The 16851-nt window shown below is 51.8% G+C and carries 16 protein-coding genes; 10 read left to right on the top strand and 6 right to left on the bottom strand.

Translation table 11 applies throughout. The features are described 5' to 3' along the window. Nucleotides 1–112 precede the first annotated feature (112 nt). The 3 genes from BUQ98_RS10695 (at nucleotide 113) to fre (ending at nucleotide 3542) form a co-directional block, all read left to right on the top strand. A complete protein-coding gene (locus tag BUQ98_RS10695; protein ID WP_074213837.1) occupies nucleotides 113–1132 on the top strand; it encodes a hypothetical protein in 1020 nt (339 codons plus the stop codon). A 75-nt stretch (nucleotides 1133–1207) separates the two neighbouring features. After that, the gene (gene ubiD, locus BUQ98_RS10690; RefSeq protein ID WP_074213836.1) at nucleotides 1208–2677 is read left to right on the top strand and encodes a 4-hydroxy-3-polyprenylbenzoate decarboxylase; all 1470 of its coding nucleotides are present in this window, start codon (nucleotides 1208–1210) and stop codon (nucleotides 2675–2677) included. Between the two features lie 148 nt (nucleotides 2678–2825). Then, on the top strand, nucleotides 2826–3542 hold the full coding sequence (gene fre, locus BUQ98_RS10685; protein ID WP_074213835.1) for an NAD(P)H-flavin reductase: 717 nt from the start codon (nucleotides 2826–2828) through the stop codon (nucleotides 3540–3542). An 84-nt stretch (nucleotides 3543–3626) separates the two neighbouring features. Here the strand turns inward: fre and BUQ98_RS10680 are convergent, their stop codons facing one another. Both BUQ98_RS10680 and BUQ98_RS10675 read right to left on the bottom strand, forming a co-directional pair. Beyond that, nucleotides 3627–4508 (bottom strand): carboxylate/amino acid/amine transporter, encoded by an 882-nt coding sequence (locus tag BUQ98_RS10680; protein ID WP_074213834.1) that lies wholly within the window; start codon nucleotides 4506–4508, stop codon nucleotides 3627–3629. Between the two features lie 151 nt (nucleotides 4509–4659). Then, nucleotides 4660–5085: a universal stress protein gene (locus BUQ98_RS10675; protein WP_074213833.1), complete on the bottom strand. Its 426-nt coding sequence runs from the start codon at nucleotides 5083–5085 to the stop codon at nucleotides 4660–4662. A gap of 221 nt (nucleotides 5086–5306) precedes the next feature. Between BUQ98_RS10675 and ftnA the strand changes: the two genes are divergently transcribed. From ftnA to BUQ98_RS10645, 6 genes are all read left to right on the top strand, one after another. Continuing rightward, nucleotides 5307–5837, top strand: a complete 531-nt coding sequence (gene ftnA / locus BUQ98_RS10670) for a non-heme ferritin (RefSeq protein WP_074213832.1) — start codon at nucleotides 5307–5309, stop codon at nucleotides 5835–5837. 53 nt (nucleotides 5838–5890) lie between these two features. Continuing rightward, complete coding sequence (locus BUQ98_RS10665) at nucleotides 5891–6238, top strand: universal stress protein UspB (RefSeq protein ID WP_074213831.1); 348 nt, start codon at nucleotides 5891–5893, stop codon at nucleotides 6236–6238. A 97-nt stretch (nucleotides 6239–6335) separates the two neighbouring features. After that, nucleotides 6336–7457 (top strand): mechanosensitive ion channel family protein, encoded by a 1122-nt coding sequence (locus BUQ98_RS10660; protein ID WP_074213830.1) that lies wholly within the window; start codon nucleotides 6336–6338, stop codon nucleotides 7455–7457. A 76-nt stretch (nucleotides 7458–7533) separates the two neighbouring features. Further along, the gene (locus BUQ98_RS10655) at nucleotides 7534–8718 is read left to right on the top strand and encodes a BaiN/RdsA family NAD(P)/FAD-dependent oxidoreductase (RefSeq protein WP_074213829.1); all 1185 of its coding nucleotides are present in this window, start codon (nucleotides 7534–7536) and stop codon (nucleotides 8716–8718) included. Nucleotides 8719–8850: 132 nt separating this feature from the next. Continuing rightward, nucleotides 8851–10182 (top strand): ATP-binding protein, encoded by a 1332-nt coding sequence (locus tag BUQ98_RS10650; RefSeq protein ID WP_083605272.1) that lies wholly within the window; start codon nucleotides 8851–8853, stop codon nucleotides 10180–10182. A 343-nt stretch (nucleotides 10183–10525) separates the two neighbouring features. Continuing rightward, entirely contained in the window at nucleotides 10526–12406 is a 1881-nt protein-coding gene (locus BUQ98_RS10645) for a methyl-accepting chemotaxis protein (RefSeq protein ID WP_074213828.1), read from the top strand. Nucleotides 12407–12463: 57 nt separating this feature from the next. Here the strand turns inward: BUQ98_RS10645 and BUQ98_RS10640 are convergent, their stop codons facing one another. Both BUQ98_RS10640 and BUQ98_RS10635 read right to left on the bottom strand, forming a co-directional pair. After that, nucleotides 12464–13153, bottom strand: a complete 690-nt coding sequence (locus BUQ98_RS10640; protein ID WP_074213827.1) for a tRNA-uridine aminocarboxypropyltransferase — start codon at nucleotides 13151–13153, stop codon at nucleotides 12464–12466. Nucleotides 13154–13211: 58 nt separating this feature from the next. Further along, nucleotides 13212–14240, bottom strand: a complete 1029-nt coding sequence (locus tag BUQ98_RS10635) for a hypothetical protein (protein ID WP_074213826.1) — start codon at nucleotides 14238–14240, stop codon at nucleotides 13212–13214. A 94-nt stretch (nucleotides 14241–14334) separates the two neighbouring features. On the opposite strand from BUQ98_RS10635, the gene BUQ98_RS10630 reads away from it, so the two are divergent. Next, a complete protein-coding gene (locus tag BUQ98_RS10630) occupies nucleotides 14335–14790 on the top strand; it encodes an EVE domain-containing protein (protein WP_074213825.1) in 456 nt (151 codons plus the stop codon). Nucleotides 14791–14834: 44 nt separating this feature from the next. Here the strand turns inward: BUQ98_RS10630 and BUQ98_RS10625 are convergent, their stop codons facing one another. Next, entirely contained in the window at nucleotides 14835–15644 is an 810-nt protein-coding gene (locus BUQ98_RS10625) for a Cof-type HAD-IIB family hydrolase (protein ID WP_074213824.1), read from the bottom strand. 102 nt (nucleotides 15645–15746) lie between these two features. Then, the gene (locus tag BUQ98_RS10620; protein WP_074213823.1) at nucleotides 15747–16766 is read right to left on the bottom strand and encodes an alpha/beta fold hydrolase; all 1020 of its coding nucleotides are present in this window, start codon (nucleotides 16764–16766) and stop codon (nucleotides 15747–15749) included. Nucleotides 16767–16851 lie beyond the last annotated feature (85 nt).

Genomic DNA, 16851 nt, shown 5'->3' with positions numbered 1-16851 from the left:
CTGCGCATTCGCAGTGCTTTTTTATTGCCCAAAACATAGCGAGCTCGCACAATCATCGTTACCAAGAAAAGGTGACGCAGGACGCGTAACACTGAAGATAGGATTGCAACGGATGGCAAGACGTTTTCGCATCAAGCTATTAGGGGTATGCCTAGGGATTATAGGCGTGATTTCCCCCTGTGTGTTGGCATCCAACGAGCCAGCCGCGGACGGACAAATTGTGGCGCAGCCTTTTATCGAGAAAGTGTTAGATAAAGCGAGCACCGCTGACGCAATGCGTACCGCGTTTACCCTTCAAGCCAGTGGCGATATCAAGGCGCTTGAGTCGCACATCCTCCAGCTTCCTCCGCTGACGCGTGAGGCGACCTTATACCGACTGCTATCCTCCCCTTTGCGGCTTGATAACGATAAGTGGCGCGATTATCTCGCCACCTTAAGTCAGCAGCAACCACACTTTCTCCTGCGTCATCAACAAGATGGTTACTGGGTGACCACGCCAGCATTTCACTATGCGGCGGCGGCGCGCAAGCAGCTTAATCGGTACCGTCAGCAACAATTGACCCAAGAACTCGGCATGCTATTGAGTTATCGTCAGTTAGTGATAGCGGATTGGGTTGACCCTGATCGGCCGGATTATCGCCAACGCCGTGATGCATTAGTCACTATGATTGCCGATTATGATGTCGATGGTTTGACCTATTTGGTCGACCAGTACCTCAATGACCCGACCTTGATGTGGATGCCGGACAACGCCATTCTCGCGGCGCTGGCACAAGCCACTGAGCGTGTCGCACTTTATCAGCGGTTGTGGCGCCGAGGCACGGATAAGTACAGTCTTTCCACCTTGCATGCACTGCGTGAGCGCGGTGCAGAGCCCTTTGCACTGCAACAGATGATGGCCGCCGCCGATAACCCCTCGTTACGTGGACCTGCGATTCGCCAGATGGCCAACTTGTCGCCGCTGCCTGCGCCTGTCGCGGATTTTCTTCTGACACAATTGTCGTTGCGACAAGGCAACGAAGTGGCGCAGTTGCTGGTGGATGCGGGCAAGGGGGATTGGTTGAGCGGGTTACAAGACCAGCTCGGGCCGCTTGGCCAACAGCACATTGCATCTGCGTTGCCGTCGCGCTAATGTCGAGCCTTTATCGATCCGGATACCGGTTTACTTGGTATCATAGAGGCATCCCATTAACCCGTTGAGCCTGATATGAAACTTTCCGATTTGCGTGATTTTATTGATTACCTTGAAGCTCAAGGCGAGCTAAAACGCATTGCCCAGCCGGTTGATCCTGATCTTGAGATGACCGAGATTTGCGATCGCACTTTACGGGCGGGTGGCCCCGCGCTTTTATTCGAAAACCCGGTGGGTTATGACATGCCAGTACTGGCGAACTTGTTTGGCACCCCTAAGCGTGTTGCCCTGGGTATGGGACGTGACGATGTGCTTGAACTGCGTGAGGTCGGTAAACTGCTTGCCTACCTGAAAGAGCCTGAGCCGCCCAAAGGTTTCCGAGATGCGCTCGATAAACTACCCGTGTTTCGTCAAGTGCTCAACATGCCCGCGAAAACCGTGCGGCGCCCGCGTTGCCAAGAGGTGGTGCTGAGCGGCGATGAAGTTGATCTGGATACCATCCCAGTGATGCGCTGCTGGTCCGGGGATGTGGCACCCTTGCTCACGTGGGGATTGACCATTACGCGCGGGCCCAACAAAAAGCGGCAAAACCTGGGTATTTATCGCCAGCAAAAAATCGGCAAAAATAAAGTGATCATGCGTTGGCTGGCTCATCGCGGCGGCGCGTTAGACTTGCATGATTGGATGCAAACCCATCCTGGTGAGCCTTTTCCGGTCACAGTGGCGTATGGTGCCGATCCAGCCACGATTTTAGGTGCTGTTACCCCCGTGCCAGATACCCTGTCCGAATATGCGTTTGCCGGCTTGCTGCGTGGCAGTAAAACCGAGGTAGCAAAGAGCATTAGCAACGATTTGGATGTGCCGGCGAGTGCCGAAATCGTGATGGAAGGCTATATTGACCCTAACGAGTACGCCGATGAGGGGCCTTACGGTGACCATACTGGCTACTACAATGAGGTTGAGCGGCATCACGTGTTTACCGTGACCCACCTGACCATGCGTAAAAAACCGATTTACCACAGCACTTACACCGGTCGTCCACCGGATGAGCCAGCAGTACTTGGGGTGGCGTTAAACGAAGTGTTTGTGCCTATCTTGCAAAAGCAGTTCCCAGAGATCGTCGACTTCTACTTGCCGCCAGAAGGGTGCTCGTATCGCATGGCGGTAGTCACCATGAAAAAGCAATATCCTGGGCATGCCAAACGGGTGATGATGGGAGTATGGTCTTTCTTGCGTCAGTTCATGTATACCAAGTTTGTGATAGTGTGTGACGATGATGTCAATGCGCGTGATTGGAATGACGTCATTTGGGCGATCACGACACGTATGGATCCAGCGCGCGATACTGTAATGGTAGAGAATACACCGATTGACTCGCTTGATTTTGCCTCGCCAGTGGTGGGTGTGGGTTCGAAAATGGGCCTAGATGCCACCAATAAATGGCAAGGTGAGACCGACCGTGAGTGGGGGACCCCGATAGCCAAAGATCCTGACGTGGTGGCGCGAGTCGACGCCATGTGGGAGGAATTAGGCATATTAACGTAGCGTATTGCACACGTGTAAAACGAACTGAGCGTTGGCCCTGAGTCATAGGTGCGAACAGCCAACACCAACGATAAAATACAGCCAAAGGTGACATGCGTGTCACCTTCATTAACCTCATCGGCTGTAGCAAAACGAACAGAGGAACAGAATGTCGATACTATGTGAAGTGACCGCCGTTGAGTCGTTGGCGTGTCACACCTACCGCATTGTGCTGAAACCGCAGCAAGCGGTGAGTTATCAACCTGGACAGTACGTGATGGCAGTGATGGGCGAAAAAGATAAACGTCCTTTCTCGATCGCGAGCAGTCCAAGCCGTAAAGCTGGTGCAGAGTTAGAGCTCCATGTGGGGGCGGCGGATGAAAACCCCTTTGCATTAGAAGTGGTCGAAAAAGCGAAAACGTTGCGGAAAAGTGGTGACGCCGGATTCGAAATTACTGAGCCTGATGGCGATGCGTGGCTGCGCGATAGCGAGCGTCCGCTGCTTTTGATTGCCGGCGGTACGGGTTTTTCTTACGTGCGAAGCATGGTAGACCACTGTATTAGCCAGAAGATACAGTCGCCGATCTTTATTTATTGGGGCGCACGTACGCCGTGTCAGCTCTATGCGCATGACGAAATGCAAGCATTGGCTGAGCAACACACGAACATCACCTTTATGCCAGTGGTTGAGCAAGCAGAAGGCGAGTGGCGCGGCAAAGTGGGTAATGTGTTAGAAGCGGTGATGGAAGATTTTGTCAGCCTCGGCGCTTATGACATCTACATCGCTGGCCGCTTTGAAATGGCCGGTGTGGCGCGCGATATGTTCTGTAAAGAGCGTGGCGTGAGTCGGGATCACCTCTACTCGGACGCGTTTGCATTTATCTAACGACGTCGCTGATGCCGGAATCGTAAAAGGCAGGGAATCCCCTGCCTTTTTTGATCGGCTGTTACTGAGGTCGTTGGTCATATCTCATTGGGCGGCACCCCGTTGGGCGGCAACGCGGCGTTTCACCCACGTTTGGTTAAACCAAAGTGCGGCGAGGATCAGCACGCCGCCGCTGAGTAATGGCATGAGATCCGCATCGCGGTTCCAAATCAGTACATTGACCACAATCCCTACTGGAATTAAGGCGTTGTTCATCACTGCGAGCGCGCCCGCATTGACTAGGGTGGCGCCCTTATTCCAAAAGAAATACCCCAGCCCAGAGGCGATAGTGCCTAGATAGATTAATACACCCCACTGGGTTGGTGTAGAAGGCAGCTTGTCGCTGTTGCCCAGCAGTGCGAAAGCCAACACGCCCACCACTAAGGCGCCGAGATAAAACCAACCGAATACCGCATGTTGAGGCAGCGGCGCTGGCTCTTTCTCGAGCAGATACTTATAGCCCACCTGGCCAATGGCAAAGCAAAGGTTCGCGCCTTGCACTACCAAAAAGCCGATTAAAAAATCAGGATTGATAGTCGCATAGCGGATCACTACGGCACCGAGCACCGCAATGGCGGCAGTAACCAGATACCAGACGCTGAACTGGCGTTTTAGCAAATCATAAATCAAGGTGACGTAAAGCGGGGTAAAGACGGTAAACAGCAGCACTTCTGGCACCGACAAAAATAAAAAGGATTGATAGAAAAAGCAGTACATAATGCCGAGTTGAAATGCGCCGACCAGCATCAATTTAGCGGCAAACGCGGGGCGCACTTGGCGAGGGCGCAAAAACGGTAAAAACACCAGCCCTGCCAATACAATGCGCATCAGCACAGAAAAATAACTGTCTACTTGGCCAGCGAGATACACGCCAATCAAACTAAATGAAAAGGCCCACAGCAGTGTGACGCCGCTAAGATACCCCATGAATTCGGTTCCTTCGATAAAGTGGTAAAAGGGCAGTGTACCGTTTCATCGCGGGGGCGCAATCGGTTCGTCTTGTGTGGATAAGAGAGAAAGCGATGATGGCAGCAAGAAGGCGGAATCACCGCCTTCGCGAGGAAATAAGGCGGCACGGCTAGTCTCGGATAGGTACCATCAACAGATCGACCGGTGTTTTATTGAGTAACTGCTTGGTGGAGGAGAGCAACGAGCTCCAAAAATCTTGGTGGTGGCCGACAACGACCAGATCAATCCCCATATTTTGAATCGACTCCGTGATTTCTTCGGCCAAATCGCCGCTGCTGACTAAGGTATGCGTCACTGGGCTTTGCGCGTCACTGGCCAGTTGATTAAGCTTTTGCTGCGCCTCTTCAATCACACGGTTACGCGACTCGACCAAGTTAATGTCGATGAGCCCGGTGTAGAGCTCGGCGTAATTGACGTCGATATGCACCAACGACAACTTCGCTCCTACCGCTGTGGCCAACGCGTCAGCTTTTTTCAATAGTCGTTCACTGTCATCAGACAGGTCAACGGCAACTAAAATATGCTTGTATGACATAGGGTTATCCTTTTTTTATCAGGTTGTCATCGCAGTCTAGCGGGCTTGCGTACTAAAAACAGTCACTGCGATCGCATTCCGATCAACAATTCAATAATGATACTTGTCATAAATTCGGTACAAGACTCGGCATTGGAGGATATAGTCGGCGTGATTCGCTTGAAAACCAACGTGCTGCTGGTCAGAATGGCAGCTAACCCCAAATAAAGAGGACGTTTTATATGCTAGCACCTGCCATGGTTGACAGGCTCAATGAGCAGATCAATTTGGAGTTTTTCTCATCAAACCTATACTTACAAATGAGCGCTTGGTGTGAAGACCAGGGTTTCGAAGGCGCGGCGAAATTTTTACACAAGCACGCACAGGAAGAAATGCAGCATATGCAGCGCCTGTTTACGTACGTGAGTGAAACAGGGGCGATGCCGATTCTGGGTTCGATCGACGCACCGCGTCACGAATTTGCGTCGTTAGGTGAAGTCTTTCGTGAAACGTACCAGCACGAGCGCTTGATCACGGAAAAAATTAACAGCTTGGCGCACGTCGCGTTTACCACGCAAGACTATTCTACGTTTAACTTCTTGCAGTGGTATGTGGCGGAGCAACACGAAGAAGAGAAGTTGTTTAAAGGCGTACTCGATAAGATCGAGTTAGTCGGCGAAGATGGCAAGGCACTGTTCTTTATCGACAAAGACTTGGCATCAATGGCGGTTGAAGAATCTACGTCAGTGATGGACGGCTCAGTGGGTCAGTAATCTCGTTACCTCTCCCTCTGAACCGCTATCTCGCGTAGTGGAGGGAGAGGATTATGAACGGTGATATTCTAATCGTAGCGGTGTTCACAGTGACACTGATCAATCTTGCACGTTATATATCGTCATTGCGGGCCCTCGTGGTGATGCTACGCGATGCCAACCCGTTGCTTTACCAGCAAATCTGTCGCCGAGAAAGCAACTTTTTCTCACTCTCCCCTCAAGGCGATATCTCGCGCCAAAAACGCTTGTATCAGTACATTCGTAGTCAAGAGTATCTTCATCATCACGATGAGATGTTTGTGGGGAAATGCAACAAAGTGCGCCATCTGTTTCTCCTCAACGCTGCGCTGTCTGGTGCCTTGCTCGCGACCTTTTTTCTTGTCGCTTTTGCGGGCTGGTAAGCGGACGCTAACAATTTCGACAAAATGCTGACCTCGGTCAGCATTTTTTTTGTTAACCTGACGCCACTACTCGGATCACAGTGTAATTGAGGGAATCATGCAAAGCCTACTCCAATGGTGGCAGTCGCTTCATGAGGCAGCGGCGTGGGAATGGATCTCTGATGTTGTCACGTTAACGGGCATCAGTGCCATTGCCTGGACGATTTGGCACGTACTGGTTGGGCGGCTGAAAGCCTTGGCGGAAAAGACCATCACCCGCTGGGACGACATCATTTGGCCGGCGATAGATACGCCTTTAAGTGTGTTGATTTGGTTATGGCCAGCCTCTCATTCGCTGGAAATCGTTGTCGATAACACCTTAGGCAATGTCTCACTCAGTTGGCTTACCTTGGTGCAAGATTTGGTGGTGATCTGGGTCATCATTTGGGTGCTGTTACGCCTAGTTAACAGCGGCGAGCAAGTGATGATTGAGACGAGCAAACGCGACCACACCACTATCAATACCTTGGGGAATGTCTTACGCGCCCTCTTTGTGTGCTTCGGGGTCTTGTCCTTGCTGAAAAGCCTGGGCGTTAGCGTCTCAGGTCTACTGACCGTCGGGGGTGTCGGGGGTTTAATTGTTGGTTTTGCCGCTAAGGACTTGCTGTCGAACTTCTTCGGTGGGGTGATGATTTACTTTGATCGCCCGTTTAAAGTCGGTGATTGGGTGCGCTCGCCGGATCGCAACATTGAGGGCACAGTGGAGAAAATTGGTATTCGTATGACGGTGGTGCGCACCTTTGATTTGCGCCCTTTATACGTTCCCAATTCGGTATTCAGTAACGTGGTGGTCGAGAACCCCTCGCGGATGCTCAACCGCCGCATCTATGAAACCATCGGACTACGTTACCAAGACGCCGATAAAATCAGCGCGGTGATTGACGATGTGTATGCCATGCTTGAAGCCCACCCAGACATCGAAACGCGACAAACCTTGATTGTGAACTTCAATAGCTTTGGACCACATTCGCTCGATTTCTTTATTTACACCTTCACCAAAACGGTGAACTGGCAACGTTATCACCGTGTGAAGCAGGATGTACTGCTGCAAGTGATTGGTATTATTCATCAGCACGGTGCGGATATTGCTTTCCCAACTCGTACGCTGCATATGGATCCAAGCCTGATGACGCAGGGCGCCGATGCCATGGTGCCACCGCCCGAAGCGCAGGCGCGTTAAATCGCGCTTGCCGCTCACGTGCGGGCTGCTACAATGCCGCTCCCACAGGGTGAGCAGAGAATAAACAGGTAAGCGTGTGACTGAGTATGATGTAATTGTGATTGGCGCCGGTGCGGCAGGGTTGATGTGTGCGGCACAAGCCGGCCAACGTGGCCGCCGCGTTTTGGTGGTGGATCATGCCAAAAAGCCGGGCCGCAAGATCTTGATCTCAGGGGGCGGACGCTGCAATTTCACCAACTATGACGTCACCGCCAATAACTTCCTGTGTGAAAACCCGCACTTCGCCAAATCCGCATTGGCGCAATACAGCCAATGGGACTTTATTGGATTGGTGGCCACCCATGGGGTGGCCTATCACGAGCGTGACCACGGCCAGCTATTTTGTGATGACAGCGCTAAAGATATCGTTAACCTGCTGTTGGCCGAATGCGACCAAGCCACCATCAGTCAACGCTATCGCTGTGAAGTGCATGATATCGAGCAAGAAGAAGCTGGCTTTCGCCTTAAACTCAATGGAGAGCCGGTACGCTGCCAGTCGTTAGTGGTCGCCACGGGCGGCCTTTCGATGCCCAAGCTTGGCGCTACCCCCTTTGGTTACCAGCTTGCCGAGCAATTTGGCCTAAAAGTGCTGCCCACTCGCGCCGCCTTGGTGCCGTATACCTTGCACCAAGAGGACAAAACTCGCTTTGCCGATATTTCCGGGGTGTCGGTGCCGTGTTCGATCACCACCGAATCGGGTGTGTGTTTTACCGAGAACCTGCTCTTTACCCACCGCGGCTTATCGGGCCCGGCGGTGTTGCAAACCTCCTCGTTTTGGCAGCCGGGCGAAGCGGTCACCATCGATTTACTCCCCAGTGAGTCGCTAAAAGAGGTGCTGGTGGCGATGCGTGATAAGCACCCCAACCAAACCTTAAAAACCTCACTGTCTCGCCTATTCCCCAAACGCTTGGTCGAGGTCTTGATTGCGCGCGATAGCTTGCCAGATAAACCGCTCAAGCAGCTTGATGACAAACAGCTCGATCAGCTTCATCACTACTTTCACCAGTGGTCCATTGCCCCAAACGGCACCGAAGGTTACCGCACCGCAGAAGTGACGCTTGGCGGGGTAGATACCCACGCAATTTCCTCGAAAACCCTTGAAGCGCGAGATATCCCCGGCCTGTATTTTATCGGTGAAGTGCTTGATGTCACCGGCTGGCTCGGCGGCTATAACTTCCAATGGGCCTGGAGCTCCGGCTGGGTAGCCGGACAGTATGTATAAAAAACGTGACCAAATGCACGTTATCTTACTGAATATATTACTTAATCTCTAATCACATAGAGAATCTGCTGCGGGGTGGATAAAGGATGGAAACGCCCCGTTTTTCCTTAAGCAGAACCAAGGAGTGGTTGAGTGATTTCTTTTCTTAGCGTGAGAGAGATATGCCGTGGTATATCGAATAAAAACACGCTCTATACGTTTCTATTTGTGCTGCTTCATCAGTCTTCGATTGCTTTTTCTATTTTCGCCTCTGTGATGGTCTCAGGCTATATTATTGAAATTAATCAACATTATGAAGCATTAAAGCTCTGGGTGTTCCTATATATTGTCGCGATGATTCTTCCCCATATAATCGGCTACTTTTCTGATGTGTATAAAGAAAAGTGGTTGTGTGAATCACTAAGTCGATTTTGGCAATCCGCGACTAATCGCTATCAATCTTGCACTGACAGTCGCACTGTCGACCATACGCTGGGCGTGTACGTTTCTCAGGGAAAGAGTGCGATTTCTGACTTTATTGGCTATGCCTTTTGGGGGATGTCGTCTGGCCTCAACTTCTTCCTGAGTCTGCTAATGATCACCGCTTTTATTGATTGGCGTTTTTTTGTCAGCGTGATGATCAGTGTGCTGCTTATCTTGGGGTTCAATAAAACCATTTCCTCGCACCTAGAAAAGAACGCTGTTACCACCCACAAAGCGGGTTCATCACTGACATCAACGTTATCGACTATCCATGACAATGTACATTTTGGTTCGTCGGTGAATGCATTGGCTTATCAAACGCGCTTCGAGGAAGGGAAAGCGAAATACTTAGGGCTGAGAATCAAAGAGGCTGTGTTTAGGTATAAGGCATTGTTGGTCTCTTCCTTACTCGCGCTTGCGCCAACTTCCTGTGTATTACTGTTCATTTTTACGTCTAGCAGTGTCCCGATGGAGGTAAAAGTGGCGTCGATTGTTAACCTCACACGCATTTATCATCTTTTAAATTCTGCGTCTGATATTGTTAGCTTGTTAATCTCTTTTCCGTCTATCAAAGGCCAGCTGTCGGTGATGACGTGTTTTTCGAAACGTAAGTCGCTTTACCAACCACAATGGAATATCGCGATCCTTAAAGATAACGAGAGCGTTGATACTGTGAACCTTACTCAAGCGCAGGAGGGCCGTTTTCGCGTTGTTGGAGAAAACGGATCTGGGAAAACGTCTTTCTTAAGGCACCTCTGTGCCAAAAATGATTATCTCTACTTCAACCCGTCTAAGCGCTTACTGTGGCCTTGGGATGATTCAGCAATACTGTCTGATGGTATGTACTCCGCCAAGAGTATTCAGTGGTTACTGGAAAATAGCTCGGGTCACTTGATTCTGGATGAATGGGATGCGTTTCTCGATTCAGAGAATACGAAAAAGATAGGTGCGCTGATTGATTCATATGCAGATAGCCGAGTTATTATTGAGGTCCGCCAATAGGCCGCGTTTCTGTCGGTCTTGCGAGGAGTGCTAATCCTCAGATGCTTGCTTTTGTGTTGTTTGCAACAAACTGCGTATCATAAGCGATGGTTGGTTTATGTGATCTTTATTCTAAATATTCTCTAGTTGACTGTTTTTTGTCTAAAAAATGGCAATCTTTGTTGCGCGCTGTTACATTAGCGCGCGCTTGCCATGTCGGATAAAAATTATCCGGCGCTGTGAACCCGCGACGCGCTGGATGGGCTCGCGGTACCCTAGGGACGGGGTGACGGCTGTTCACTATTGCTACCTCGGTTATCGGGGAGTTTGGAATTAACCTGTCGTTGCTTTGAGAGCCGTTCCCATGCAGTTATCACTAAAACAAAAATTAATTGGGGCATGCTTATCTGCTGTATTGCTGATGGCCGCCTTTCTCACCTGGCTTGCTGTAAGCCAAATTCAAGCCCAAACCCAGTCGAGCATCTATAGCCGCGTCAGTGGTATCGCCGATGCGGCGACTGAATCGATCAGCGGTTGGGTGCAAATCCGTGCTGATATCACCAGTGCCTTTACCGATTACACCAGCAGTAGCCATCGTGTGAGCTATTTACAGCAAGCACGTGAGGCCGGTGGGTTTGACGATATCTATTATGGTACTCCAAAAGGCGCCATGTATCGCTCGCGCCCAGAGCGCAACCGCGATGATTATGACCCTCGCGCCCGCCCGTGGTACAAGCAAGCGGTGAGCGCGGGTAGCCCGATTATTACCACCGCTTACAGTGATGCGATTACTGGTGCGATGTTGGTGACCTTGGCCGAGCCGGTGCGTCGTAATGGCGAATTGATCGGTGTGGTGGGCGCGGATGTGTTGATTGACCAGCTGATCCGTGACGTGACCCAATTAAAAGTGGGCAAAAATGCGAACGCGATGTTGTTAGGCGCTGATGGCACCTTTCTCGCCCATAAAGACAAAGCGCGCCTGCTAAAACCGTATCGCAGCCTGTCTCCTGAGCTGAATGAAAACCGCGTGCGTCAGGCGTTGGTACAGCAATCGCTGGTGGAATTGCCTGTCGATGGGGTCGATAAACTGTTTTATTTTGCCTCGGTTCCTAATACCGATTGGGTGCTAGCGATTGAGCTGGATAAGCGCACCGAATACGCCAGCCAGCGTGATACCTTGTTCGACCTGATGCTGACTGCGGTGGTGATCACCTTACTGGTGGCCGGTGCCGTGACGTGGTTGATGCATGTGTTGTTCCGTGACTTGCTCAATGTATCCGCCGCGCTAGAAGAAATTGCCTCCGGTGAAGGGGACTTAACCCAGCGCCTTGAGCCACACAGTAATGATGAAATTGGCAAACTTGCCAACAACTTCAACCGCTTTGTCGGCAACATGCACACTATGGTGTCGCATTTGCGCCATCTGTCTGGCTCGCTCAAGCAACAAGCCGAGCTGACCGCGGCGCAAGCGGAAGAGCGCTCTACCCGGATTGGTCATCAGCAAGATGAAATCAATATGGTGGCAACCGCTATCCATGAAATGGCCTCGGCGACCCAAGATATTGCCGGCAATGCGGATAACACTGCGCGCACTGCTCAAGAGACCGAAAGCGTTGCCAACGATGGCGGCCAGCAGGTAGAGAAAAGTAAGCACGCGATCACTGAGTTGGCCCATGACGTTGAGGCCGCAACGGGGGTGATTGGCGAGCTGGATCAACATGCGCACAGTATCACCAGCATTTTGTCGACCATTCAAAATGTGGCCGAGCAAACGAACTTATTGGCGTTGAACGCTGCGATCGAAGCGGCGCGTGCCGGTGAGCAAGGTCGTGGCTTTGCGGTGGTGGCCGATGAGGTACGGATACTGAGCCAGCGAACCCATGCCTCAACCACCGAAATCCAGCAGATGATTGATACCTTGCAGCAGGCGACCGGTAAAGCGGTGACTATGATGCAAAATAGCCAACAACGAGCACATGCGAGTGTCGATGAGGCGAGCGTGGCACATGAGAGCTTGAGCCAAATTGTCGCGGCGGTGAGCCAAATTAGCGATATGGCCACCCAAATTGCCTCGGCGGCGGAAGAGCAGTCGAGTGTGACGTCGGAGATCACCCGTAACTCAGAGGGCATTCGCGATGTGTCGAATGAGCTGTCGACAGAAGCGGATGAGGCCGCGCGTCAAGCCGCGACGTTATCCGAGCTTTCTCATAGCCTCGAGCAAGAGATCAGCCGCTTTAAGCTGTAGCCCATAAACGGCTTAAACGCCGGGCATGGCAGCGCGCTATGCTCGGCGTTTTTTTGTTCACGCGTTTGACGTCAGCATCTTGGGGGCGGGGAGCGGTGTGGTGTGATGGTGGCGATCGGCCTCGTAGCTCTCCATAAAGTGGGCAAGAAAATGGTCCAACTGCGTGGCAGCACACACGTCGCCTTGGCTTCGTAGTAATGCACTCACCGCTTCACTGGTACACAGATGTCCCGGTGGCTGGTTGCGCCTAAGCGTATATTGCGAGGCGGCTGTCGACGGCAAACTGACCCGCGGCAGACCATTGAGCCACGGACTTTTATTGAGCATTTTTCGCGCCTGCTGCCAAGTGGCATCCAGCACCACAAACTGTAATGGCGCGCGAGGCGCATTGGTGGCGGCTAACGCCTCTGCGCAAGAAACTGACCTATCCGCGCAAGAGACAGACCGAGCCGCGTCAGCGAACAGTCTATCGGCGGGGACGGCATCATCACTGGGAAACAACAACCAAGGTGACACATCACCGCGCGCCCAGCTGTCGAGCAAGGCTTGCGGTGGTTGTTTGCGTTGCCAAATCTCGATTTTTGTGTGGGGCAGCGCCGCTTTAACCAGTTTGCCGGTGTTGGATTGGCGCGCCGCTTCGTTTTCGTGCATCACCAGCACACATTGCAATTGGCTTTCCAGCGGCCAATAGCAGTGACAGAGACAGTGATAGGTAAAACCGCATTGGCGGCAGGGCGAACGGGCCATGATTGTCTCCTTTGTTAACAGCGCGCTATTGTGCGCAAGCCCAGCCACGAATGCCAGGTTATTGTTGGCTGCTGTCTGGGTTCCTCACTTGGCGTTTAAGTGTTAACCCCTTTGTACCCAAAGGATACGTGTTGCCATTAAAGGTTTCCTCGGACGCGGTGAGGGTAACGCCTTTACGTGTATATACGCGCTCAGACACCACCATTTGCTCTCCACTGCGGGTGGTGAGCACCTGTACTTGGTTTTTTTCTACTGGCTGCCAAATGCCGGTTTCTTTGGTGACTGTCTCACCTTGTGGGTGATACGTCGTGATAGCACTATGATCCGGGAGTAAGGTTAGCTGAGTGGTCAGTGTCGGTTGGCCGGGCGACTGGTTGGTGCCTTGGTACTCCCCCGCCCAATGTTGACTGGTGTCCTCCGAGGGCAAGATCGCACATCCTCGGTACGTGGCTTTCGCCGTTTTCAAACGTGCTTGCCAGCCATAGAGGGTGTTGGCGCTTTGTTGGCAGCCTTGTGCGCTAAGCGTTAATACGGCCTGTTTACTGCTAAATTGCGCCTGTTTTTTATCAAGCTGATGCCCTTTGAGTGGCACTTCATCCGAATCTTTTTCGCTCTCCCACGCGAGGTGTCCTTGCCCGACGGCGGCTGACCAAGGCAGTGGTTCATGGCCTTCAGCAAGCAGGGTGTTACGAGGCTGGGCGCACCCCTCTAGCTCACTGGTTAGCATGTTCAAGCGTGTCATGGTGACGGTGGCGGGATAATCGGCACTAAAGCCACGTCGCGACACCGGGGTGAAAAAGCCTTCAAATTCAGCATAGACAGATCCCGCATGCTGATCGAGGGCGGCGCGCTGGTCGGCGGTTAAATCAAGCCAGTACTGCTGTTGGCTGCCGCAAGGAGTGAAACTGGCTGTTTCTGGACTCACCGAGATTCGGCCTGCTTGCATAAAAGGCTGCGGCGCATGAACCAGGCCCGTGGTGACCATGTCGCTACGGTGACCAAGCTCTACTGGCCCCGAGGGACTACTGCAACCGGCGAGGGCGAGCAAACTCATCGAGGCAATGATTAGGGGGCGAATAAGTGGCACGAAAAACTCCTTGTACTGAGCGAAAAGAGAGGCTTGCGCCTGGAATGCGGGGAGGGCAAGATTGCCGCCATCATCCGATTAAGAGCAAGCTAGCATGCGTTATTGGTTATTTAAAACAGAGCCAGATACCTTTTCGATAGACACGCTAAAGCAGCAAAAGGTTTCATGTTGGGAGGGCGTACGCAATTATCAGGCGCGGAATATGCTGCGTGATGAGGTAAATGTTGGGGATGAAGTATTGATTTATCATTCATCGTGCAAGCAAGTCGGTGTGGTGGGGATCGCCAAAGTCGTGCGAGCAAGTTACCCCGATCATACCCAATTTGAGCCAGAAAGTGGCTACTTTGATCCCAAAGCGACACCTGAAACCCCACGTTGGTTTATGGTGGATGTGGAATATCAGCGCCATTTACCCTTGATTGCGTTGGCTGACATGAAGCAAAACCCAGCGCTGGCCCAGATGCCACTCGTGAAAAAAGGTAACCGGCTGAGTGTTATGCCAGTTACCGCAGCGCAATGGCAGGCGATTGTTACGATGGCGGGGGAATAGTGCATCGCAAGCAGCCTGTTGGCTCATAGTGTGAGCCAAACCGCTTATAAACGTTGGTCTAATAGGTGCGTTTTTAAGTAGCGCGCCACCGCTTCATCAGCGTGACTGCCAATAATCGCCTTATCTGAGAGCGTGGCTTTCACGCGTGCTTGTGCGGTTGCCATGACGAGGCCCTGCCCAGCAGCACGTAACATTTCCACATCATTCATGCCATCGCCAAAGGCGATACAGTCCGCCAAGCTGAGCTGATGACGACGGGCAACCTCCTCCAGAGCAGCGCCTTTGGAGACGCCATTGCCCATCACTTCCAGGCAGAATGGCGTGGAGAAGGCGATGCTGACTTTTTCGCCGTATTGCGACAAAAACTGATGCTCATATTTGAGCAAGTGGTCGTGATCGTGGCGAATAAAGAAAATCTTCGCGATGTTATCGACCGGTGGGTTATCCACATCAAACACCTTGGCGTTAAAGCCAGAGTCTTGGTGATAGCGTGCGAGCTCTTCATCCATTTTGCTCAGCAGCCAGTCATTGTCGCGATACAGGTGAATGGTCACGGTTGGATCCTGTTTCACCTCATTGATGAGGTCGGCGACAATCTTAGGATCAACATTGTGCTGAAAGACCAGCTGGTCATTGCTGTCGTGCACACGGGCCCCATTAGAGGTGATCATGTAGGCAGGAATACCCACGGTCTCGCGGATACTGGCAACATCGACATGATGGCGTCCGGTCGCAAACACAAAGTGAACGCCTTGCTGATGGAGTTGCTCTAGCACTTGCTTGGTATAGGGAGCGATACGGTGCTCAGGAGTCAGCAAGGTACCGTCTAGGTCGGAAGCGACAAGTTTGTACATCATGTCCTCATTAGTTAAGCGATCATAATCACAGTATGTTCTGAGTCTACTGCAACTTAACGGGGTTAAAAAGGGAACACTGCCATTGTGTTTTTTCCGCTTTTACTTGAGGGCATCGCGAGAGAAAAATTCATGGATGGCATCAAGCGCCGTGACTCGGTGGTTATCCGTTTCAAATAAAATCTCGTGGTAGGCACCGTCAAAGGTTCGCCAATAGCTCGGTTTTCCCGCATGTGTGCGGACAGCGTGAAACTGTGACATGGCTGGGTTAGAGACAATTTGATCATCGCTAGCTTGGCAGACAAGCGTGGGGGTTGAAAGTGTCGGAGCAATGCCTAGACATTGCTCCGCCGCTGTCATCCCCTCGACAATCCAGCGCGAGCTTGGCCCACCAATTTGTAACTGTGGTTGGTTGATATACAGCTGTCGGAACCAAGCATATCGTGCTCTTGAATGCGTAAGACGGTTTTGCTCAAAGGGCACGTGGCGATAACCGACTTGCCCGGGTCCAAACCGTGGCGGGTGTTGATAACGCGCCAATGATCGACATAGCCAAGGGGCAATACGTCCGAGCCAAGGATGCACTTGTACGCCAAACATTGGCGCGGTAAGTGCTAATCCATCAATCGCACTCGGGTAGTGATGGGCATAGAGCGTAGCGATTGCTCCTCCCATCGAATGACCAAGCATGAACGTATGATCGTAATGGCGATGTGCTCGGATCGTCTGCATAAAGGTGGCTAGATCGGTCACATAGTCATTAAAGCGTTCAACGTGACCCAGATCACGTGGTTTGATCACCAAACGTTCTGACAAGCCCTGACCACGGTGATCAAAACTGTAAACGTCATAGCCCAACTGGAAGAGGTCATAAAAGATCTCTTGGTATTTCATCACACTTTCTATGCGGCCATTGACTACAACGATAGCCCGAGTATTTTGCGGATGGGTAAAGCTGCACCAGTGCAGGCGTAATCCCCCTTCACCGTGAAAGAATCCTTGTTCACGATGTTGCCAAAAGGGCGTAATACTGTGTTTAAACACATCGCTAAGCTGCGCTTCTCTGTCGAGGGAGTGCGAGTCAAAAGCCGGTTGGTCCTTACTGTCGGCGAGAGTTGTCATCGGTCATTTACCATCACTGAGATAGCGATACTATAACCGTCTTAAGGGGGGGATGAAAATGACACGTAAGTGGAAAAAAAGGCAA

The sequence above is a fragment of the Salinivibrio sp. ES.052 genome (assembly GCF_900141775.1).
Taxonomy (GTDB): domain Bacteria; phylum Pseudomonadota; class Gammaproteobacteria; order Enterobacterales; family Vibrionaceae; genus Salinivibrio.
The sequence above is the reverse complement of the archived record's forward strand: the minus strand, read 5'-3'. Positions and strand labels throughout refer to the sequence as shown.